At 42.6% G+C, this 21,833-nt stretch carries 17 protein-coding genes and 1 pseudogene; 9 read left to right on the forward strand and 9 right to left on the reverse strand.

Going from position 1 to position 21,833, the window contains the following annotated elements; translation table 11 throughout:
* Positions 1 to 103 precede the first annotated feature (103 nt).
* Complete coding sequence (locus VEZ01S_RS05120) at positions 104 to 577, forward strand: SHOCT domain-containing protein (protein WP_021712944.1); 474 nt, start codon at positions 104 to 106, stop codon at positions 575 to 577.
* Between the two features lie 124 nt (positions 578 to 701).
* Here the strand turns inward: VEZ01S_RS05120 and VEZ01S_RS05125 are convergent.
* Positions 702 to 1,050: pseudogene (locus tag VEZ01S_RS05125) on the reverse strand (IS110 family transposase); the annotation flags it as partial.
* A gap of 115 nt (positions 1,051 to 1,165) precedes the next feature.
* Between VEZ01S_RS05125 and VEZ01S_RS05130 the strand changes: the two are divergent.
* Together VEZ01S_RS05130 and VEZ01S_RS05135 are read left to right on the forward strand one after the other, a co-directional pair.
* Positions 1,166 to 2,095, forward strand: a complete 930-nt coding sequence (locus VEZ01S_RS05130) for a hypothetical protein (RefSeq protein WP_235868498.1) — start codon at positions 1,166 to 1,168, stop codon at positions 2,093 to 2,095.
* 103 nt (positions 2,096 to 2,198) lie between these two features.
* Positions 2,199 to 3,263, forward strand: a complete 1,065-nt coding sequence (locus tag VEZ01S_RS05135) for a Shedu anti-phage system protein SduA domain-containing protein (protein ID WP_021712947.1) — start codon at positions 2,199 to 2,201, stop codon at positions 3,261 to 3,263.
* 30 nt (positions 3,264 to 3,293) lie between these two features.
* Here the strand turns inward: VEZ01S_RS05135 and yjeH are convergent, their stop codons facing one another.
* From yjeH to VEZ01S_RS05150, 3 genes are all read right to left on the reverse strand, one after another.
* A complete protein-coding gene (gene yjeH, locus VEZ01S_RS05140; RefSeq protein WP_021712948.1) occupies positions 3,294 to 4,541 on the reverse strand; it encodes an L-methionine/branched-chain amino acid transporter in 1,248 nt (415 codons plus the stop codon).
* Between the two features lie 59 nt (positions 4,542 to 4,600).
* Positions 4,601 to 4,852 (reverse strand): hypothetical protein, encoded by a 252-nt coding sequence (locus tag VEZ01S_RS05145; RefSeq protein ID WP_021712949.1) that lies wholly within the window; start codon positions 4,850 to 4,852, stop codon positions 4,601 to 4,603.
* A gap of 259 nt (positions 4,853 to 5,111) precedes the next feature.
* Positions 5,112 to 6,125 (reverse strand): LacI family DNA-binding transcriptional regulator, encoded by a 1,014-nt coding sequence (locus VEZ01S_RS05150; protein WP_021712950.1) that lies wholly within the window; start codon positions 6,123 to 6,125, stop codon positions 5,112 to 5,114.
* A gap of 169 nt (positions 6,126 to 6,294) precedes the next feature.
* Here VEZ01S_RS05150 and manD point away from each other — a divergent pair, with 169 nt between their 5' ends.
* On the forward strand, positions 6,295 to 7,512 hold the full coding sequence (gene manD, locus VEZ01S_RS05155) for a D-mannonate dehydratase ManD (protein ID WP_021712951.1): 1,218 nt from the start codon (positions 6,295 to 6,297) through the stop codon (positions 7,510 to 7,512).
* 83 nt (positions 7,513 to 7,595) lie between these two features.
* Complete coding sequence (locus VEZ01S_RS05160) at positions 7,596 to 8,729, forward strand: Gfo/Idh/MocA family protein (RefSeq protein WP_021712952.1); 1,134 nt, start codon at positions 7,596 to 7,598, stop codon at positions 8,727 to 8,729.
* Positions 8,730 to 8,859: 130 nt separating this feature from the next.
* Here the strand turns inward: VEZ01S_RS05160 and VEZ01S_RS16820 are convergent, their stop codons facing one another.
* The 3 genes from VEZ01S_RS16820 to VEZ01S_RS05170 all read right to left on the reverse strand — a co-directional run bounded on the left by VEZ01S_RS16820 (position 8,860) and on the right by VEZ01S_RS05170 (position 9,871).
* A complete protein-coding gene (locus VEZ01S_RS16820; protein WP_021712953.1) occupies positions 8,860 to 9,021 on the reverse strand; it encodes a hypothetical protein in 162 nt (53 codons plus the stop codon).
* A gap of 129 nt (positions 9,022 to 9,150) precedes the next feature.
* On the reverse strand, positions 9,151 to 9,438 hold the full coding sequence (locus tag VEZ01S_RS05165; RefSeq protein WP_021712954.1) for a YciI family protein: 288 nt from the start codon (positions 9,436 to 9,438) through the stop codon (positions 9,151 to 9,153).
* A gap of 82 nt (positions 9,439 to 9,520) precedes the next feature.
* The gene (locus tag VEZ01S_RS05170) at positions 9,521 to 9,871 is read right to left on the reverse strand and encodes a winged helix-turn-helix transcriptional regulator (protein ID WP_021712955.1); all 351 of its coding nucleotides are present in this window, start codon (positions 9,869 to 9,871) and stop codon (positions 9,521 to 9,523) included.
* Between the two features lie 334 nt (positions 9,872 to 10,205).
* On the opposite strand from VEZ01S_RS05170, the gene metE reads away from it, so the two are divergent.
* On the forward strand, positions 10,206 to 12,488 hold the full coding sequence (gene metE, locus VEZ01S_RS05175; protein WP_040890235.1) for a 5-methyltetrahydropteroyltriglutamate--homocysteine S-methyltransferase: 2,283 nt from the start codon (positions 10,206 to 10,208) through the stop codon (positions 12,486 to 12,488).
* 227 nt (positions 12,489 to 12,715) lie between these two features.
* Complete coding sequence (gene fdhF, locus VEZ01S_RS05180; protein ID WP_021712957.1) at positions 12,716 to 16,918, forward strand: formate dehydrogenase subunit alpha; 4,203 nt, start codon at positions 12,716 to 12,718, stop codon at positions 16,916 to 16,918.
* 81 nt (positions 16,919 to 16,999) lie between these two features.
* Here fdhF and kdgR read toward each other — a convergent pair whose 3' ends face one another.
* The gene (kdgR, locus tag VEZ01S_RS05185) at positions 17,000 to 17,794 is read right to left on the reverse strand and encodes a DNA-binding transcriptional regulator KdgR (protein WP_021712958.1); all 795 of its coding nucleotides are present in this window, start codon (positions 17,792 to 17,794) and stop codon (positions 17,000 to 17,002) included.
* Between the two features lie 256 nt (positions 17,795 to 18,050).
* Between kdgR and VEZ01S_RS05190 the strand changes: the two genes are divergently transcribed.
* Positions 18,051 to 18,740: a DUF3047 domain-containing protein gene (locus VEZ01S_RS05190; protein ID WP_021712959.1), complete on the forward strand. Its 690-nt coding sequence runs from the start codon at positions 18,051 to 18,053 to the stop codon at positions 18,738 to 18,740.
* A gap of 1,099 nt (positions 18,741 to 19,839) precedes the next feature.
* Here the strand turns inward: VEZ01S_RS05190 and VEZ01S_RS05195 are convergent.
* Positions 19,840 to 20,742: a PIG-L family deacetylase gene (locus VEZ01S_RS05195; RefSeq protein ID WP_021712960.1), complete on the reverse strand. Its 903-nt coding sequence runs from the start codon at positions 20,740 to 20,742 to the stop codon at positions 19,840 to 19,842.
* Between the two features lie 291 nt (positions 20,743 to 21,033).
* Between VEZ01S_RS05195 and VEZ01S_RS05200 the strand changes: the two genes are divergently transcribed.
* Positions 21,034 to 21,732 (forward strand): response regulator transcription factor, encoded by a 699-nt coding sequence (locus VEZ01S_RS05200; RefSeq protein WP_021712961.1) that lies wholly within the window; start codon positions 21,034 to 21,036, stop codon positions 21,730 to 21,732.
* Positions 21,733 to 21,833 lie beyond the last annotated feature (101 nt).

The raw sequence follows: 21,833 nt of genomic DNA on the forward strand, positions 1-21,833 counted from the left end.
CTACAACGCTTGGCATTTTTATACAGAGTTAATTTTTCTATCAGCTCTGCTCTAAATATTGGCTATGGTAAAGTATATCAGATGATTTAAATGGAGGTATTTCATGCGTAACTTGTTAAGTTTTTCTTTAGCTGGTTTGTTGGTTGGTTGTTCGTTGAAACCTAGTCATGTCGGTGAACCTGTACACACTAAAGATGGTGATGAGTTCAGTATTCGACAAACAGATACTGGCTTTACTGTAGCTGGTCATTATAGCGAATATCAATTTGTAAGAAGTAGCCGTGATGGCTTTATTGGGTGTACGAAACTAATTAACGATGCAGCACAAGACTATGTAGCTAAAACTGGACAATCAGTGCGTCAGCCAAGCTGGGAAGACGTTACGATCGTAGATCATGGTCGGGATATAATTACGGCAGTTATGAACGTAAATTGTGAATACACATACCAATATGCAAAACCTGCTGATCCTAAAACTAAAGTCACTGATTTAAAATCGCTAGCTGACTTGTATGAACGTGGTTTATTGACTGACTCTGAGTTTACGAAAGCAAAATCAAACCTGCTAGAAAACTAAAACCTTAAGCTGATTCCTAACGCTTGGCATTATAAACAGCCCCTATTCAACTATCCTGACGATATCTGTAGAGCTATCTGTGCAACCAATGTTCTCTCATGCTATGCATTGATAATATAGCTTATTGCTCAGGAGATTTAACGGGCATTAAGCGAGTTGAAGAGCACTGAACTGCTTCTTTTAGTAACGGTATCATTCAGGTCGTTCTTTCCTTTAGTTCGATAAGGGACCATATATTTAACGGCCATAATGTGGGTATCGTGTCCCAGTTTATTGAGTGTTCTTACCCAATAATGTGCACCACCACACGCTTTAACGTCTATACGCATGAGTGCCATATTTGCTATTGTAGTCAGTAGTTTAGAGCGGGTTGCCGACTTATTAAGTATGACTTTACCATTTTGGTCTACCGCATGAAGACTAAAGTGGTTTTTAGCTAGGTCGATGCCGCAGAAATAAGAATAATCAGACATGGTGCCTCCGATGTATTTAAGCACCACATAAGTGTGGCAGATTCTCGGTAGGGGGAATCCATGTCATTCATTATGCGCCCTAAGAGGGTAGATGGTAATTTATGAGGAATAGGATTTGGCGATAGAATCACCTTTATTTCAGAGCGCTATGGAGTTACTTGGTCACTCTATAACCCACTACAATGGTAAGAAAGAACTAGACCGAAAATTACTAATTTTGCATTTAGCAAATGCTGTAGAACTAGTCTTAAAAGACTTAGTGCTTGACGCTGGTGAATCAATATACAAAGGACCCAAAGAAACAATTACTATTCAAGGTTGCCTTAAGATCTTGCAAGATAAATCGATACACTTACCTTTGCTGAATAAAATAGAGCTCTTGATAGATGAAAGAAATGCTCTACAGCATCGCTTCGGTTCACCAAACGAATTGACTAGCATTTTCTATATGAATATCGCGGAGAGCTTTTTTCGAGAGGTGCTGAAAACTCATTACGATCAGGAATACGATGAAGTTATCAATCAATTCGCTGACGAATCGGATTTGCTTGAATATAAGCTAAATGACCCAACTAATGATCAAGAGTTAGATAAACTTAAAGACTTAGCAAAAATACACCCATTGGGTGCATTACTTTCTGCTTGGACTTACATTGAAAAAGAAATCGAAGAATTTGTAGAGAAAACAAGCTTAAATTTCCTCCGTCATCGTCCTTCAACAATAGACTTAGTCAATGGGCGTTGGGAAAAGTTTGGGGTCGTCGTACCAAACTCACTTAGTGAACGTTTTAACGAAGCTCGTCGATTAAGAAATATGGCTGCGCATGGTCGCCTCGAGCCGACGACGGAAGATGTTATATCCTCTGTGGAGACAATCGAAGCATTTGAAAAGTGTTTACTAAATCTAGATAAAGCTAGCATCAAAGAATGCGCTGAAATTGAGAAAGAAAGGCTTGAGAAAGAAAGGCAAGAATACCTTGAAAAACGAGCAAAAGAAAAGCAACAGCTAGAAATCATTGATATGTTTGGTGGTACAGGCGCATAACAAAGTGTTAAACAGGGACTAAAACGCTTGGCATTATTAACTTGAAGCTAAGTTTAATGCAATGCGTTTTCGCCCGTTAACTTTTTTGAGCTTGGAGGTAAATTTGGCAGTAGGCTCAATTGGTAAAAAGCAAGCAAAGTCAGGAAACGTTGGGTACAGTGATCCAGTAACGATCCATGAGACCACGCGTTCAAGAATAGACTTTGTTCCATTCTATATAACTAAATCTCAAGGCGTAGAGCTTGCTGGAAAGATCATCACGTACAAGAAAGACAAAACTTCTTTTGGGTGGCTCCCCGTAGATGAGAAGTCTGTGTCATTACAAGCAGGATCGTTGCTCAAACTATATGAAGCAATTAAATCTCACGTTGCGGTTAAAGATGAAACAGAGGGCGACTTTCTTCTAATTCGTGTCAATGACGGTACAGCTCAATTAGCAGAGCATGACCCTCAATCCGTTGCAAATGCGTTAACAGCAGTGTTATCTCAAACTGAAATCGTTAAGCATCTGGAAAATACAGACCTATCTGATGAATTAGCAAATGCATTAAAAGGCTCTATCCGCCTAAAAGACATGAAGTCAGCAGTTAATCAATTGCGTAACCATCTATACAACCAAGAAAACGATGAAAAGATATACCAAAAATGGTGTGAGGAATATCCTTGGGCATTTGGTAATGCATACGTTGTTAACGACGATGTTAGAGCTATCTCCCCTCATGATCATTTAGATTTGATGTTATCCAATGTCATTGGTGGTTTTCGGGATATCATCGAGTTGAAGCGCCCAAATATGGAAGTTTTAAACTACGATAGTTCTCACCGGAATTTCTATTTTTCTTCTGAAGTCTCTAAGGCAATTGGTCAATGCCATAGGTATATGGATGTCTTTAATGATGTTGCATCCAAAGGGTTAGCGGATCACCCCGAAATTGTTGCATATCATCCAAGAGCAACAATTGTTATTGGTCGTTCTTACGATTGGTCTCCTGAAAAACACAAAGCGCTACATGGCTTGAATTCAAGGTTAACGAGTTTATCAATAATGACTTACGATCACCTTTTGAACCAAGGTGAAAGGCTTGTAAATCTACTTGAACCCAGTCAATGTACTAAAAATGAAAGCAATTCTATAGACAATGATGATTGGTTAGATTTCGAGTTTTAGAAAGCTAACAAACGAGTATGACATCACTAGCTAATTTCTCAGCTTACTCTCTGGCATAAACAACCACAGAAGCACCAATAGCCCAAGAGCGTAACTCATTGCGATTCCGATAGAGAATAAAACCAGTACGCACAGTCCCGTGGAAAGTATGGCTAGATAGCGACCTCGTCCGGTCAATAATTTAATTGCGCTTAGCATGGCAAACAGGTAAATCACCACAAAAATGCCGTTTGCTAGTGTTAGGAATACTTCGACATCAATATTGGATAAATCACCCAGCACGCAAGATAGGGCTAGCGTGATGCCGACAATGGCTGTGGCTTTTGTTGGTACGCCCTTTGGTGAGAGGCGTGTCATTGCACTAGCAGGGCGATACTCACGCGCTAAAGACCACAACATGCGTGACAGGCTTTGTGTATAAAGGTTAATGGTGGCAAAGCAGGCTAAAAAGCCTGTTAAGCTGATTATCCAACTGACTTTAGGCCCAAACAGCAAGTTTGATAGGTAGGGGACGGAGGTGGTATTGAGCGCCTCTGTACCATAGGCGTGATACTTCAATACTACGGTCGAGAACAAGTAATACACCGCGCCTGCAATTAAACAGCCAATTAAAATGGCGAGTGGGTAATCTCGCTCTGGTCGTTTAAATTCTTCGCCCATATGCGCAAACGCTTCAATGCCGACAAAGCACCAAAACATCACTGCGATGGCGTTACCAAGGTGGCTTATATGGTTGGTATTCGGGGCAACACTGGGCGTGACATCTGAAAGAGCAATATTGCCGAACCATAAAAATAATCCAACCAATAGTGCGATGCCTATCGCAATAGCGGTTTGGAACTGACTGGATATTTTACTGCCAGAGAAGTTGACGGCCATAAGCAGTGCGACGACAAGTAGCTGCGCAACAATAGGAGTGGCGATCGCTTGAGGCAGAAACTGTTGTGCAAACCCTCCAGCAATGGTGATAGCCGCTGGTACGCCCACGGGAATCACACTGATAAACAGCAAAGCTATGACTTTCTCTAGTCGAGAACCAAACGCTTTTTTGACAAAGTAAGATGCGCCTCCTGCATTAGGGTAACGCTTGCCAAGAGCAGCAAAGCTAAATGCAATAGGGCATACGGCAATGATCAGTAGCCACCACGCCCACAGAATGTTCTCTCCAGCTATGCTTGCGGCAATGGCGGGAACCATAAATAATCCAGTGCCGAGCAAGGTTGTGGACATTTGTCCTATACCGCCGATCAATGTGATGTCGCGTTTTAGCTCTGACATGCAAGTTCCAAAAGTGAAAGTAAATGAAGTGTCGAACGGAGATATAAAGCGCACCACTGCTATAGTGGTGCGTGTGCTTTTTCTAATAGTTCGGTCTGTGTATATCCGTCAGCTTGTGGCCCTTCAGCGATTAAATCTACAATATGATAGTCGCTAAGATCAGGAAACTCTTTGGGTAAGTAATCGCGAAATGCTTGTTCATTTGGCCATTTGCCACGCACGATGTAGCCATCATCTTTATCAAAGTCTTCAGTTTCAAAAAACGAATAATCCGTCATGCCAATATTGTGGCAATATAAAACCAAGTACATGTGAACCCCTTGATACTGTCTGTTCTTAAATTAATATCGATCACACTCAGTCCGTGAACAGAAATAGCGCAGGAAAAATGCCGTTACGAGCATTTTAACAAGCTAGAATGACCCGTTATTTCGTGCGATCGGTATAACACTGCACCCATTTAAAAATATTGTGACAATAGATGCAATAAGGGCAGAGGTATCTTCTTAAAATATAAAGAAAAAAGCCCAGTAACACTGAGCTTTCTGAATCTGTATCGGTAGCCGTTCTTTATTGTGTTAGTTTTCGTACCGAATCTCTTTTGACTAAGGTACAAGGCACAATGGTGCGCTGAAATTGAGAGTGCTTGCCTAAGATAGACTCAATGCTTAACTTGGCGGTTTCTAAACCAATTTGGTAGGCGTCTTGACGTAAAACTGATACCGGTACTTTGAACATCTCCACCATAGGAATTTCATCAAATCCAATAATAGACGCTTGTTGTGGGATTTGGATATTCGCAGCATTGAACGCTTGCAGTAGATCTACTGTGATCGCCAGGTGCTGGGTGAAAAATGCGCTGGGTGCTTGAGTGCTTTGTAATAGTTCAACAGGGCTATCTGCAAAGCCTTTTTCTCTGTCCCAATACAAAATCAAATCAGGATTGGTGCTTAAGCCGTGTTTTTTGAGTGCATCCACATACCCTTGATAACGTGCTTTGCGAGAACAGTTGTCCGAAAAGTCTTGCGCCACAAAGCAAATGCGTCTGTGACCCATTTCAATTAAATGCTCAGTGGCTTGAAAGGCGGCTTCTTGATAATTCGATAACACCATGTGGCTTTGGCAGTCGGGGTATTCTAGCTGAAATTGTACTACGGGCATGCCGCTATCAATAAATTGCTTAATCAGCGCCGAGTTAAGGCCCGATGAACTCATGATGATGCCGTCAACGCACATTTGTTTTAGGGACATTAAAGCGCGTTCTTCGGCTTTGGCATCGAAATCACTGTTATAAATCATCACGTTATAGTTATGCTTTTTACAATAGTCATCAATGCCACGCATCACTCGGCTGGTATTAAAGCCGGTAATATCACGCAGCACCACACCAATAGTCTTGGTTTTTTCTACCTTTAAACTTCTGGCAATTGGATTGGGCACATAGTTGAGCTCTTTCACCGCAGACTCTATTTTGATCTTAGTTTGCGCAGACATATGACCAAAGCGCCCGTTGAGATACTGAGAGACTGTACTTTTGGAGACTCCTGCGTGTTGGGCGACATCGATAATTCGTATTTTCTTCATATTGGACTTTTAAACTGTTAACCACGTCAAAATAGAGAGTTGACATTCTATTCGTAGATCTAGATGATAGCAAGTAAACCGATTTACCAAATCGTTTTACCAAATCGTTTTACTAAATCGGTTTACTTGCTTATTTAAAGTTGAATTAAAGATTAAAGAGAGAATTAAGATGATTATCCAAGACATTAAAGTATTTGTGACTAATCCAGGTCGAAATTTCGTGACTGTAAAAGTGATTACAGATGAAGGCGTATATGGATTGGGTGATGCGACGGTAAATGGTCGAGAAATGGCTGTTGCTACATATCTAGAAGAACACGTTAAGCCTTGTTTGATTGGTCGTGACCCTCACAAAATTGAAGATATCTGGCAATACCTTTACATGGGTGTGTACTGGCGTCGTGGTCCTATTACCATGGCGGCGATTGCTGCTATCGATATGGCGTTGTGGGATATTAAAGGTAAAGTGGCTGGACTTCCTGTATACCAATTATTAGGGGGCAAATGTCGTGATGGTGTCACCCTGTATGCGCACGCAAATGGTGAAACTATCGAAGATACGTTAGACAAAGCAGCGCAATGTATTGAGCAAGGCTTTAGTGCGGTTCGTCTGCAATCGGCTATTCCTGGGTTGTCTGAAACGTACGGTGTATTGGGAGATAAAAAAGATTATTTTGAGCTGCAAGGTAACCGCCCATTACCACCAGAGCAGGATTGGTCTACCAGTAAATATTTTGATCTTGTCCCTGAACTATTTGCTAAAGCCAAAGAGCGTTTTGGTAACAAAGCTAAATTTTTGCATGATACGCACAGCCGCCTGACTCCAATTGAATCAGCAAAATTAGGCAAAATGTTAGAACCGTATAACTTGATGTTCCTAGAAGATGCATCCATTGCCGAAAACCAAGAAAACTATAAGTTGATTCGCCATCACACGACGACGCCGTTGGCACTTGGTGAAACTTACAACACTATCTGGGATTGTAAAGATCTTATCCAAAATCAATGGATTGACTATATCCGCAGCGCAGCAACTCACGCTGGTGGTATTACCGGAATGAAAAAAATTGCCGATTTTGCGGCCGTGTATAACGTTCGCACTGCACCTCATGGCGCGCCAGATCTTTCGCCGATTTGTTTTGCTGCGCATATGCATCTGAATATTTCGACTCATAACTTTGGTATTCAAGAGTTTGTAGGATTTGGCAATGAAGAGTGTCAATCCATCTTCAAACACGACATGAAACTTGAAAATGGCATGATCTTGGTCAGCGATGCACCGGGTCTAGGTGTGGAGTTTGATGAGCAAGAAGCAGCCAAATATGAATACAAACGTTCTTACTTACCTGTGAGCCGACTCGAAGATGGCACTTTGTGGCACTGGTAAACTAACCCTGAATTCTTATTGAAGTAACACCTATCTACAAAATAATAGTGTTAGCAGAATAAAAAGAACGATTGGAGAAGAAGATGACTCAGAAAGTATTGGTATTTGGTACTGGATTTGCGGGTATTGGTCATGCAAAAGCGTTTCGTGACGCGGGTGCAGAGGTTGTGGGTATTGTTGGGCGCACTGAACATGTTGTGGCAAAAGTGGCGCAAGATTTAGACATTGCTTATTTTGGTACAAATTGGGTGCAAGCTCTGCAAGAGTGTCAGCCTGATATTGTGTCCATTGCCACCCCAGGCGGTGCACACGTCGACGCCATTAAACAGGCGATTGAATGTGGTTGCCATATTTTCTGTGACAAGCCACTAACCGAAAGTGGTGAAACGGCGCTTGAGATTTATCAGCTAGCGAAAGACAAAGGCGTGAAAACCGCCTTTGCATCAAGCTTCCGTTATATGCCAGAAATCATACATGCCAAGCAGTTAGTTGCCGAAGGTGCTATTGGCGAACCGACCGAAGTAGAATGTATTTCTCACTTTAACCTAGACAGACACATTCCGTTTGGCTGGTCTCATCGCACAGAAGCGGGCGGTGGTCGTTTAAACAACAACTTCACGCATCTATTGTCCATTGTGACTTCGGTAATAGGTGAAAATATTTTGTCTATCAGTGGTGAAGTGCGTAACGACATGCCCAAAGCTCCCGTGGTTGAAGGCGTACACAACTTCACGGAACGTCGTAACTTCATCCCTAAAGATGTCAACGACCCAGAGCTAAAATGGCGTGATTGTGACGTTGAATGGTCATATACAGTATTGGCACAATTGGAAAGCCGTATTCCTACTGCGAATCCAGTATCGGTACTGTTTAAGCACGGCGGGTTAACTCCGCGCTTTAATGAAGATCATATTGTGTTTCATGGTAGTAAAGGTTCTATCTATATCAAAGGTCATTACGGCAGTGGCCCTTTATATCTATTTAAAAATGGTGAGTGGCAAGAAGTGGCATTACCTAGCGCCATTGATCAGCAATTACCCGATATCGAATGTGAAACTCAGCGAAGCTGGACACACCTAGCCACGCAATTGGTAAAAGACGTCAGCGGCATTGAAGTTGAACCGTACCAAACCTTCGAAGACGGCTGTCGCTATCAGCTGATTATTGATTTGATTCGTAAGAATGATCGTTGGGTAGATGTGACAAATCTGTTTTAAGCAAAATCAACGATAATAGATGAATAAAAGCGCAAAGGGTCATAGGCTGTTTGCGCTTTTTCTATATACAGTTTATGAAAATCTGAGCTTTTACTCTGTCTTTTGATAAAAGTGCTGATTAAGAGTGTATTTAACTATCGATTGCTTTCGCTTTCTCAATGGTAGAATTTTGAGCTTCTGAAGCTGCGACGATCACTCTCTTATAAACTTTTTTCTTTTCACTGGAAGAAGTACGCTTCACAAAATTAGACAATGGTGATGAAGTCGCTTTTTTGCTGCTAGCATTAAACATAAAGTCTCCTATCGACCTCTAAATAGTTATAATTTCTACAGTATAATTCGGTTTAAGATAAGGTTTTAGGCTACTACAGTCGCCGTCATCATCTTTCATCAACAAGCCACCGTGATTTTTTAATTAGTATTATTGGATTAAAAAAGCAAGCTCGGGTGCTGTTTTGCTTAGTACAAACTCGGTTAATTCATAATGGGCTAGATTGTGAATTTTAAAAGGGTCATTGCTTAGAATTTCCTCTAGTTCTGCGCGATTTGTAGCATGCGCGAGAATAACGCCTCCATTACGAGGAACTTTTCTACCAGAAGCTAAGAAAACACCTAACTCGTAGTACTTATTTAGGTAGTCAATATGAGCTTTGAGGTGCTTATCAACTTCAGACATTTCACTAATATAAGTTAAAGATACAATAAACATAAATACTCCTCGTTTAAGGTATTGTGGGTGGTTGTAGTGCAAGTAACGTTATAGCTAGCCTACAAAAAGGCACGTTAAGCTTTTATTTTTCTTGCTCTATTTCTTGGAGTTCACAAGCCCATTGCTCGGCGAGATTTTTTAATGGATAGAGTGATGAAATGATTTGCTTTCCTAAATCTGTCGCCTGATAACCATATTCTCCACGTTCGAGCAATTTTGCTTGCCTTAAGTCTTTAATTCTTGAATTTAAAACGGCAGGAGAAATTGATTCGCAACGACCCTGTAACTCACGAAACGTGCAGGGGCCCCCTGAACATAACTGCCATAGAACGCCCATAGCCCAACGACGCCCAAGTAAATCAAATAATGCCATGATTGGATTACCGGATTCGGAACCACGAACTGGTTTACCCGGATAACTAAAGTGAGTCATTTGAATTACCTGCTATTAAAAACATAGCGTGGAGTATAGTTGAATAAACGCTTGGTTGCTATGGTTTTAATAGCAAAGGCCTTGTGTATTCGGAGAGGTGTTCATTTTTCGTGGCTATTAAATAATGGTGGAGGTGTAAATCAGGAATTACTCCTTAAGCAATTAAGAAAACACAACTCACTTTCCGTACATAAACACCAATCTATTGCACCAACCCAATAAACCATACTGAAATTTCCTCATGCTCTATATGAGTAAATCGATGTTGTATCAAAACCTTATTCAAGAGATATTTTAGACGTCTGGACATCTTAACGAATTAATAGGGAGCATTATCATGACAACGACACATATTCTAGGTTATCCACGAGTGGGCGAAAAACGCGAACTGAAATTTGCGCTAGAGAAATATTGGAAAGGCGAATCAGACGTCAACGAACTTCGCCACGTTGCTTCTGAGATTCGACAAAAAAACTGGACGCTTCAACAAGACAATCAACTGTCATTTGCTACAGCAGGTGATTTTGCATGGTATGACCATGTGCTAGGAACCAGCCTTCTACTGGGCCATGTGCCAAAACGTCATCAAAATGGCACGCCGGATCTTGATACGCTATTTCGTATCGGTCGCGGTCAATCTCAATCAACCTGTGGTTGTGCAGGTCATGCGGCTTCTGACATGACTAAGTGGTTCAACACTAACTATCACTACCTTGTACCAGAGTTTTCTTCTGCCGATACTTTTGAACTAAGCTGGACACAGCTTTTTGATGAAATCAGCGAAGCGCAAGCACAGGGCCACACCGTTAAGCCAGTACTATTAGGTCCACTGAGCTACCTTTACCTAGGTAAAGAAGTCGAAGAAGGCTTTGACCGTTTATCACTATTACCGAAACTGTTAGAAGCGTATCAAGCAATTTTTGCAAAACTTGAACAGCTTAACGTAGAGTGGGTGCAAATTGATGAGCCTATCTTAGCCCTTGAGCTTGACGCAAAATGGTTAGATAGCTTTAAAGGCGCGTATCAAACATTGCAAACAAACCTTAAATTACTACTGACCACGTACTTTGACTCTATCACTGATGTATTGCCAACGATCACTGAGATTAATGTGGATGGTTTGCACATCGATATCGCAAGCTCGCCAGAGCAATTGTCAACTGTAGTTGATGCACTGCCAGCGCAATGGGTGTTATCTGCTGGTACGATCAATGGCCGTAACGTATGGCGCGCGAATTTGGTTGAAAAACTGGCGGCGCTGCAAGATGCAAAAGCAAAATTAGGCGATCGCCTATGGGTGGCAACTTCTTGTTCACTGCTACACAGCCCGGTTGATTTGGATCTCGAAACTAAATTGTCTACCGAAACTAAAGATTGGTTTGCGTTTGCTAAACAAAAAGTGGCGGAAGTGAACTGGCTTGCCAAAGCACTAGACGGTGACGCACAAGCGATTGCCTATTGTGAGCAATACAGCCAACCGATTATCGAGCGCAGCAAATCAACGTCAGTAAATAAAGAATCTGTACAGCGCCGCATTGCCGGTCTTACTGCGAAAGATGCTGAGCGTAGCGCGGCTTATCCTGAGCGTGCTCACCATCAAAAAGAAGTGTTAAAACTGCCGTTATTGCCAACCACCACCATTGGTTCGTTCCCACAAACCAGTGATGTGAGAAAAACACGCGCCGCTTATAAACGTGGTGACATTTCTACTGCGCAATACACTGAAATTATCCAAGGCTTTATTAAAGATACGGTTGAACGCCAAGAAAAAATTGGTCTAGATGTGCTAGTGCACGGCGAAGCTGAACGTAACGACATGGTGGAATACTTTGCTGAGAACCTAGCGGGTTTCCAAACTACGCAATTTGGTTGGGTACAAAGCTACGGCTCACGCTGTGTTAAGCCTGCTATCGTTGTGGCGGATATTGAACGTGAACATCCAATTACTGTTGATTGGACGACATACGCACAGTCGCTAACTGACAAACCAATGAAAGGCATGCTAACAGGCCCTGTCACTATCTTGTGCTGGACTTTCCCTCGTGAAGATATTTCAAGAGAAACCATCACTAATCAATTGGCCTTCGCTTTGCAAGATGAAGTGTCTGATTTGGAAGCAGCAGGTATCAATATTATTCAAATTGATGAGCCAGCAATTCGTGAAGGGTTGCCATTAAAAGCGCGCGATCATCAGCATTATTTGGAGTGGGCCGTGAACGCATTTAAAGTGTCCGCTGCTAGCGCCAAACCAGAAACTCAGATCCACACGCACATGTGTTACAGCGAGTTTAATGAGATAATTGATTCAGTGGCAGCCCTTGATGCAGACGTCATCACCATCGAAACTTCTCGTTCAAATATGGAGCTATTGAACGCATTTGAAGAGTTCAACTATCCCAATGAAATTGGCCCAGGCGTGTATGATATTCACTCACCAAACGTGCCAGAAGTGGAGTGGATTGAGCAGTTGATTGAAAAAGCAGCTACACGTATCCCAGTAGAACGCTTATGGGTAAACCCAGATTGCGGACTAAAAACACGTAACTGGAGCGAAACGGAAGAGTCACTTAAACACTTAGTGGAAGCCACTCAACGCTTACGTACCAAGCTTGCGTAATCTTTACTAAGCACCACCAAATCGAATCAAGAGCCAGCAATTTTGCTGGCTCTTTTTTTAGCAACGCTTATCGAGATCCTCCAACCAGTGTGTTATTTGTCGTACAAATCACCATTTGGTTAATTTCCGTAGTAATATTGTGGAATTAAGTAACCTTGCGCGGTATAAGGTTATGTGTGTGTTAATTGCAAGGGCTTGCCAGCGAGCCTTGAGTGAAGGAGTTTGGCATGGTGCAAATTGTCATAGATGGGAAATATCGAGTTGTTGAAGACGGGTTGACCCTGCTTGAAGCGGCACAGGTGTGTGGCGTTGACATTCCTTCACTTTGTGGCGCGAATAAACATGGCGAGAAAGTTCCTTGCGATCTCTGTGTTGTGGAAGTGGAAAGTAGCGGTATGAAGCGCTCATGTGAACTGGAAGTTTACAGTGGCATGAACGTGATTACTCAATCTAAGGAGCTGACCGAGCATCGTCGTCATGCGCTCAATCGCATCATGACCGATCACTATGCTGATTGTGAAGCGCCTTGTAAAACCGCTTGCCCGGCAGGGGTGGATATTCAATCTTATCTGTATCACATCGCGCAAAACGATCATCAAAAAGCCATTGAAGTGATCAAGCGTACGTTGCCAATGCCTTTGTCGATTGGTCGTGTGTGTCCTGCTTTTTGTGAAACGGAATGTCGCCGTGGCTTAGTGGATGATTCTATTGCCATTCGTCAATTAAAACGCCATGCCGCAGATGCCGACCTTGAAGCCCAGCAAGCGTACATTGCACCGAAAAAACCAGATCGTAATAAGCATATCGCGATTGTCGGTGCCGGTCCGGGGGGATTGACCGCAGGATATTATCTCTCTAATGAAGGTTATCAGGTCAGCGTATTTGAATCTATGCCTCACGCGGGTGGCTGGTTACGTTACGGCATTCCTGAATATCGCTTACCTAAAGATATTTTAGACAAAGAAATTGAGCTGATGTGTCGCAATGGAATGTCGATAGAGTGTGATAAAAAGCTCGGTCGAGATTTTACCTTGTCTTCACTTAGCGCCGATTTTGATGCCGTGTGTTTGGCTGTTGGCGCATCTAAAGCAGTAGAAATGAATTATAGCGGTAGCGATCTAAACGGTTGTTACTTGGGCGTTGATTACCTAAAAGATTATGTGACTGACAAGCAGTATGTGACCGGTAAAAAAGTGGCGGTGATTGGCGGAGGCAATACTGCTATTGATTGCGCGCGCACAGCGGTTCGCGATGGCGCAGACACTACTTTGATTTACCGCCGTACTCGCGCTGAAATGCCAGCGGAAGATTATGAAATTGAAGAGGCGGAGCACGAAGGGGTTAAGTTTCATTTCTTGACTAATCCGTCGCAAAACCTTGCCGATGAAGCGGGGCATGTAAATGCCATCGTACTGGAAAAAATGGTGCTTGGGCCTGCGGATGCATCCGGTCGCCGCTCTCCACAGTCAACGGGGGAGTTTTTTACCGAAGCGTTTGATACTGTGATTGCTGCGGTATCGCAAAAACCTGACCTCAGTTTTATGGACGATGAAAGCCTAGAGCTTCCGCTTACCCGCTGGAATACCGCAGAGGTTGATCCTAAAACCTTACATAGCGGCACGGGCAACATTTTCAGTATTGGTGATTTTCGTCGCGGCCCTGCAACCGCGGTGGAAGCGGTGGCCGATGGTCGCATTGTAGCGCAAGCCATTGACCGCTTTTTTGACGGAGATATGCACAACATTCCAGTGACGCCATTTAACTCGCGTAAAGGCAAAAACTTGCGCCAAGTGGATTCACTGCATTTTCAAAATATTCAAAAAGTAGCGCGCTCAATAATGCCTGAGCTCACCAGTGAGCAGCGCGAGCAAAGCTTTGCTGAAGTTGAATTAGGCTTTGATAATCGCGAAGCAATGGCAGAGGCGGCGCGCTGTTTAGAGTGTGGTTGTCAGGCAAATACAGAATGCGACCTTCGTGATTACTCCACCGAATATGGCGCGTTGCAATCATTTGAGGATGCGATAGAAATCAAATCCGATGCAGATTGGCAAGCGGTTCGCACTCGTGATACTCGCCAAAAATTCAGTGTCGATAGCAGTTCAGAATTTATTGTCTTTGATGCCAACCGCTGCATCAGTTGCGGGCAGTGTGTACAAGCCTGTAGCGACCAAGCGGTGCATGGCGTACTTAGCTTTATGACCGACAAGGGCGGCCGTCCGGCTTCACGTCCTGAATGTCGCCCTAACTTTGGTGATAACCAAACTCTGATGGGCGATTCAAATTGCGTTCAATGCGGTGCGTGCGTGCAGGTGTGTCCGACTGGCGCAATTATGGATGCGCGTGATAGAGCGCAAGGGCGCATCGAAACCTTAAAAGTGGTTGATACCATTTGTACTTACTGCGGAGTAGGGTGCAAAGTCAGCATGCACGTCGATGAGCAGAGCAATCAGATTCGCTATGTAAAAGGCGGCAATTCTCCGGTCAACGAAGGAATGCTGTGCGTTAAAGGTCGATTTGGTTTTGATTTTGTCGGCAGTGATGCGCGTTTAACCACCCCGTTGATTCGCAAAGATGGCCGATTGCAACCCGCGTCATGGGAAGAAGCCATTGCGCTGATTGCCAATAAATTTAGCACCATCAAACAGACTTATGGTGGCAATGCGTTAGCGGGATTTTCTTCGGCAAAAACCACCAATGAAGATAACTATGCGTTTCAAAAGTTTGTTCGTCGAGAGCTTGGAACCAACAATGTGGATCACTGTGCTCGCCTATGCCACGCTTCAACTGTAACGGGTTTGGAAGCTTCACTCGGCAGTGGGGCTATGACCAATGATATTCCGAGTATCAAACATTCAGATGTGATTTTTGTGATTGGTTCTGATACTACGGCCGCTCACCCAATAATTGCCTCACATATCAAGCAAGCAATTCGCCATAAAGGCGCGCGTTTGATTGTGGCTGATCCTAAGAAAATTGGCTTAGCCGACCATGCTGAGCTGTATCTGGCGCAAAGACCCGGCACGGATGTGATGCTGTTAAACGGTGTGATGCAACAGATCATCAAAAACGGCTGGCATGACATGGCGTATATCGAGGAGCGGGTAGACGGCTTTGATACCTTGTTGCAAGAGGTGATGTCGCCAAGCTACGCACTAGATAAAGTGGAGTTAGTCACTGGCATTAAAGCCAGCGATATTTATGCCATGGCTCGTATGATAGGAACGGCGAAACGCACCGCCGTGTATTACGCTATGGGCATTACCCAACATACGACCGGGCATGACAACGTTCGTTCTATTGCCAATCTGCAATTGCTGTGTGGCAACATTGGCATTGAAGGTGGCGGTATTAACCCGCTACGCGGTCAGTCCAATGTGCAGGGGGCTTGTGATATGGGAGCGCTGCCAAATAACTTCCCTGGTTATCAAAAGGTATATAACCCACTGATACATCAAAAGTTTGCGATGGAATGGAACGCGCCTGATTTACCCAATGAAGCTGGTTTAACCCTAACGGAAATCATTGATGCAGCGTGCAAACGTGAAGTGCGCGGTTTGTATGTTATGGGTGAAAACCCTGCGCTGAGCGACCCAGACCAAACTCACGTATTAGCAGGACTTGAGTCATTAGACTTCTTAGTGGTGCAAGATATTTTCCTCACGGAAACTGCCGAGTACGCTGATGTGGTATTACCATCGTGTTCTTTTGCCGAAAAATCAGGTCATTTCACCAATACCGAACGTCGCGTACAGCGATTAAATCCTGTGGTCAATCCGCCGGGTGAAGCATTAGAAGATTGGGTGATTATCCAAAAAATCGCCAATGCTATGGGCGGCGGTTGGAACTATCAAAGTGTCAGTGACATCACCTATGAGATCACGCGAGTGACCCCGCAATATGCGGGACTCGGCTGGGACGCTATCCCCGCCAATGGCAAACATTGGCCAAGTAACAAAAATAATCCGCAAGGCACTCGCATCATGCATAAAGAGCAATTTATTCGTGGGCGAGGGCAGATGGAGGCGATTCCGTTTCGTTATGCAGCGGAGCTTCCTGATGAGGAGTATCCGTTAATTTTGACCACAGGGCGCATCTTAGAGCAGTTCCATACCGGCACTATGACTCGTAAAACCAAAGGCTTAGATAAGCTTGCGGGCCCAAGAGCCATGATCAGTGTCGCGGATGCCGAAGCGTTAGGTATTGGCAATGGCGATATGCTTACGGTCTCAACTCGCCGAGGTGAAATTGATATTGCCGCATTTGTCACTAAGCGAATGCAACAAGGGGTAGTGTTTATTCCATTCCACTTTGTAGAATCGCCAGTAAATAGGCTGACCAATACCGCCAAAGATCCGCATTCAAAAATTCCTGAGTTTAAGGTCGCTGCGGTGAAAGTGGTGAAGAAAGTGGCGCAAGAGGTGTGCGAGTAGAAAGGTGTTATTGTGTATGAAAGCGGTGCATAAAAAACCAGAGCATAAATTGCTCTGGTTTCGTCTTATTCATATCGCGACTTAATTCGCTTCAATACTTGGGTAATCATGATAGCCCAGCTGCTCCGAAATACGCTTACCTGCTGCTTGTAACATAGCGACATATTGTGGCTTGCGCTCAATATCAAAACGGACGGTAGGAAACGACACAGAGACCGATGCAATCGTATTGCCAAAGCGGTCATAAATAGGGGCGGCAATACAGCGTAATCCCGGCTCTTGCTCTTCGTTGTCTTCGCCAAAGTGCTGAGTTTTCACCACTTCTACTTCATCCATCAGTTGCTGGATGTTTTGATGCGTTTTTTCAGTATGTTGAACAAACTCTACGGTTTTAAGAAGCGCTATCGCATCTTGATTAGATTTACCCGCAAGCAATACTTTGCCAATAGCTGTACTGTATAGAGGGTTACGTCTACCTACTCGTGAATGCATGCGTAAGTTATAACTAGAATCAATTTTGTGCAGATAAATAATCGCACCTTCATCAAGAGCACCTAGATGGACGGTCTCATTAGTTTGTTGTGATATTTCATGCATCTCTTTGTCTGCAATATCAATAAGATCAACATACTCAAGTGCTTTTGCACCCAACTCAAATAGCTTGAGTGTTAGGGCGTATTTCTCGGTTTCATCCTCTTGAGAGACAAAGCCTAGCGTCTTCATCGTTTGCAAGAATCGATAGGTTGTTGCCTTGGACATCATTAAACGTTGAGATAATTCAGAAACACTAATGTCTTTTTGCTCGGCCAATGCTTGTAAAATGCTAAACACCTTTAGAACCGATGATACGGCTTCAGGTCGAGTGGATTTGTCCATCCTAGTCCTTGTATTGATATAATTTTAGCTAAAGTATACAGGCAAATTATGGGTGAGTCAGTTTTTTCAAAAACACCTTTCAATTTTTTTAAACAGCGCACAGCCCTCAATTTATCAATAGATACCAAGGGTTAGCGTAAATAGAGTGCTATCTTAAATAGACACCATTTCGCGCAGATGAATATCATGCACGAGCTTGAGGCAACGCAGAAATGCTGATTTTGCCCAGCCTATTGAGATCACCAAGGGTTATTGGATGAACGGATACCAAGGTTACATTAAGCCTGCATTATTACTTGGACTTATTCTCAATGGCACTGATGTGCGAGCTGATGATTCGATTCACCTTACCGATATTGCCCACAACGGAATGAAAAACTGGCAGAGCAAGACACTGTCTGATAACACGCGTTACGATGTCACCGAGTATCTAGCGCAGCCCGCCATTTTCGCCAATAGTCATCATTCCGCCTCTGGGTTAATAATAAAAAAACGAATTGATCTATTAGCTACCCCTTTTATGAATTGGTCTTGGGCAATCAAAACCCCTTTAGATGAGGTGGATGAAACCCAAAAAGAGGGCGATGACTTTGCTGCCAGAATATATATCGTAATTGACGGCGGAATGATGTTTTGGAGCACTAAATCCATCAGCTACGTATGGTCAAGCGCCCAAGAAAAAGGTCAGATTTGGGACAATCCCTTCGCAGGCAGCAATGTAAAAATGTGGTCATTGCAAGACAAAAGCTCAAAGATAGGCGAGTGGTATCAGCAGAAGCAAAATATCTATCAAGATTTAATCGCTGTATTTGGTGACAAAGGCCGCAAAAGTGCCAATCAAAAAAGCTACCGTTATATCGATATAGTGGCGATTATGACGGATACGGATAATAGTGGCGGGCATGCCGAAGCCTATTATGGGGATATTATTTTTTCTTCTCGGTGATGTGGGAGAATTTAACCAAGGGGCTTTATATTAGGTGAAATTCTTTGTGGTTCAATCTTACTCGAACCTCTCTTAATAAAATAACTTATACATCAATAAGTTCTGTCGCGACAATGGGGATGGAAATGGCCCTCCTTCAATTTTATCCACGCATAAGTACTCGCCAAAGCGTTAGCTACAAAGGCTGCGTAAACTGCATTGATAATATAGCCTGTTGCAGAGCCAAGCCAAGCAGTAGGTACATAAAATAAGAATAATCTCGCAATTGACACTTTCAATGCTTGTTTAGGCTTACCTATAGCGTTAAATGCAGAAGCCAACCAACATACACAACTCAAGTGGTGCGTAGCTAAATGGGAGTACCCACATCGCTAGTGATAACCAGTGTTGGAGCAAGGAGTCGCTACTTAGCAGTAGAGTGATTCAAGAAGCGTTTACAAGCAATACTAAAGCCATAGCAAGGTTGTAAAGAACCAATAATTTGCTTGCGAAAGTCATTATTAGGGTGATTTCATTGTGCCTTTGCTCGCCAAGGTAGCTCCCGACATGGTGAGTGCAAGGGTAAACACCAATAAGAAACTTTCTAAGCGTGCTTTGTAGCATTATGTGGGGTTATCCAATTCTTGCTTCATCGGGATAAATTACCCGTCATAGGTTGAGTCGAGGTGGTTGCCGCAGAGCGAATAGTGCCCTCTGGACTGTGTAGCTGTGGTTAGAATGCGTAGTGATCCTAGAGCAAAAGGCTATGTTGCACGACGAATAGCAGAGGGTTTATCAACTAAGGAAATAACTTGCATCCTAAAGCACTATATTGTGAGAAAACTATTCCCACTGATATTGAAAGATCTGGCGAGTCTATCTTGACATAGGAGCGTCAATAGCCCAATGGAGTAGTTCTTCAGAAGCTTAGAAAATCATAGTTGGGTATATCATTAAATACTACAGCCAAATCAGGCTGTACCAATACAATGGTGATCTCACACAGGGCGAATCAAAGAGGCTTTGCTGAGAAACTTATAAAATTGTGGCCAATTTTACTTGACCACAATATACAAACTAGGATTGGACTACTGCTTAAGTAGCGTCTATATAGGTATATTTATAACGCTAGTCTACAGTAGTCAGATCCGTCACAATCTGCATGAGATTTTATTGTTCCATATGTAGATGGATCCCAAATATATACAACCTCGGTTAAATTAGATTTTAGTGGCTCTAGATAGCCATCATCATACTGAGTAAAATAGTATCGTTTAAATTTGTAAAGTTTAATATTTTCAGTTGTGCCTGATTCGATCGGCACATCATATGTCATTTCAGAAATAGCGTTGGCTGGTAAACGTGAGCGTAGCGCATCTATTTCAGTATCTGTGTTGTTTGGGTTTGCATTTGTATATGGCTGATCTTGTCCAAAAATTATTTTGCATTTTGCCTGTTCTGCAAGCCTATAAGCTGCTGTAATAACAGCTTCCTTTGTCATAAAGTGGTCTATATGAAGGCCATTTGCTATTGGTACTAAAAGAGTACAGTTCTCATTTTTTAGAATTGATTCAAAGCTATGCACCATCATGTTAAATGTATCTATTTCGACTTGTCTAAAGTTTTTAAAAGTACCAGCAGGCCCTCCACCGGCCGTAAGGTCACCTTCATATAACCTAAGAGGTGCATCGTAATATCCATAGTTTCTATATTTAAAATTATCCCAGCTTTCGAATAAATCTGTTAGTGCATCATAGTCTTCGATATACCTTAGGTGGCTAACGGTTGAAATTCTTTTGTTAGTTAATACGTCCAAATGATTTGTGGAGTAATTTGATGTACTGAACATTACATCAACGATTCTTTCATCGGAATCATTATTTAAATTCAGGCTCGATAGGTACCCACCAAAAACGAGTAATGCATCATCTGGATGGGGACTTATAATCCTATATTGCTCAGCATAAATAGTGCTTGAAAACAAGATTGAGCTAATACCAAGCATTAGTGTCTTTTTATTCATTACATTCTCCTGAGTTTTGAAGTATTACTTTTTAATTGGTGTCATATAGCAGGTACAATTGTACAAAAAACAACCTTGATATTTGTAAGTAATTTGTAGGTGATTTGTAAGTAATTTGTAAGGTCTATTCGTTGGTCAAGTTGTAAACACATATTTTAGGGAATGGTCACATCTTAGAAATTGTCAGTTTTTAAGTTCAGTATCACAATTCAAGCTGTTGCTTAATACGGGACAGATCCGAAAAGGTAAAATCTTAAGTATCAGATAGATACTATGAGATGAGGTACTTACTTGGACAAGCGAACTGTTTTAATCGTTGATGATAGTCAAGAAGTTCTTGATGCACTGAGTGAATATCTAGAAATTGCCAATTTTAATGTTTTGACTGCACTTCATGGTGGCCAGATGTGGCAAATCTTAGAGACGGTATCTCCTGATCTTATTATTCTCGATATCATGTTACCCGGCGATGACGGCCTAACTCTTTGTCAGAAATTAAGACGTTCATCGCAAGTTCCAATCATTATGCTAACCGCGGTTACCGATGATGCTGACCGTATTGCAGGGTTAGAGATAGGTGCGGATGATTACATTACGAAGTCATTTAACCCCAGAGAGTTACTAGCGAGAATAAAAGCGCTACTTAGGCGCTCAAGTTACACTAGTAAACAAACCTCACGTTATATTCAATTTATGGGGTGGAAGTTTGATACTTTAAAACGAAATCTAGTCGGTACTAATGATGAAATTGTTGTTCTTTCTGGTTCTGATTTTAATCTTTTAACTTTAATGTTGAGCTCTCCGAACAAACTTCTCACTCGGGATGACATAGCACAGGCTTTATGGGGTCGTAATGCAGAACCACTTGAGCGAGGTATTGATGTTCAGATCAGTCGCCTAAGAAAACAGATAGGTGATCACGATAGAAGTGTCATTATGAGTTTGCGAAATCAGGGCTATATGTTTGTTTCTGAAGAGATGGAGTATTAGTGCTTCAATGTTTGCTAAATTTCATTTCCAATCTATGGTGTCCCGTATTACCTTTTCCATGCTTACTGTTATCCTATTGGCAGAATTTTTTGTGGGCACTA

The organism is Vibrio ezurae NBRC 102218, from assembly GCF_000467185.1.
GTDB classification, from domain to species: Bacteria; Pseudomonadota; Gammaproteobacteria; order Enterobacterales; family Vibrionaceae; genus Vibrio; species Vibrio ezurae.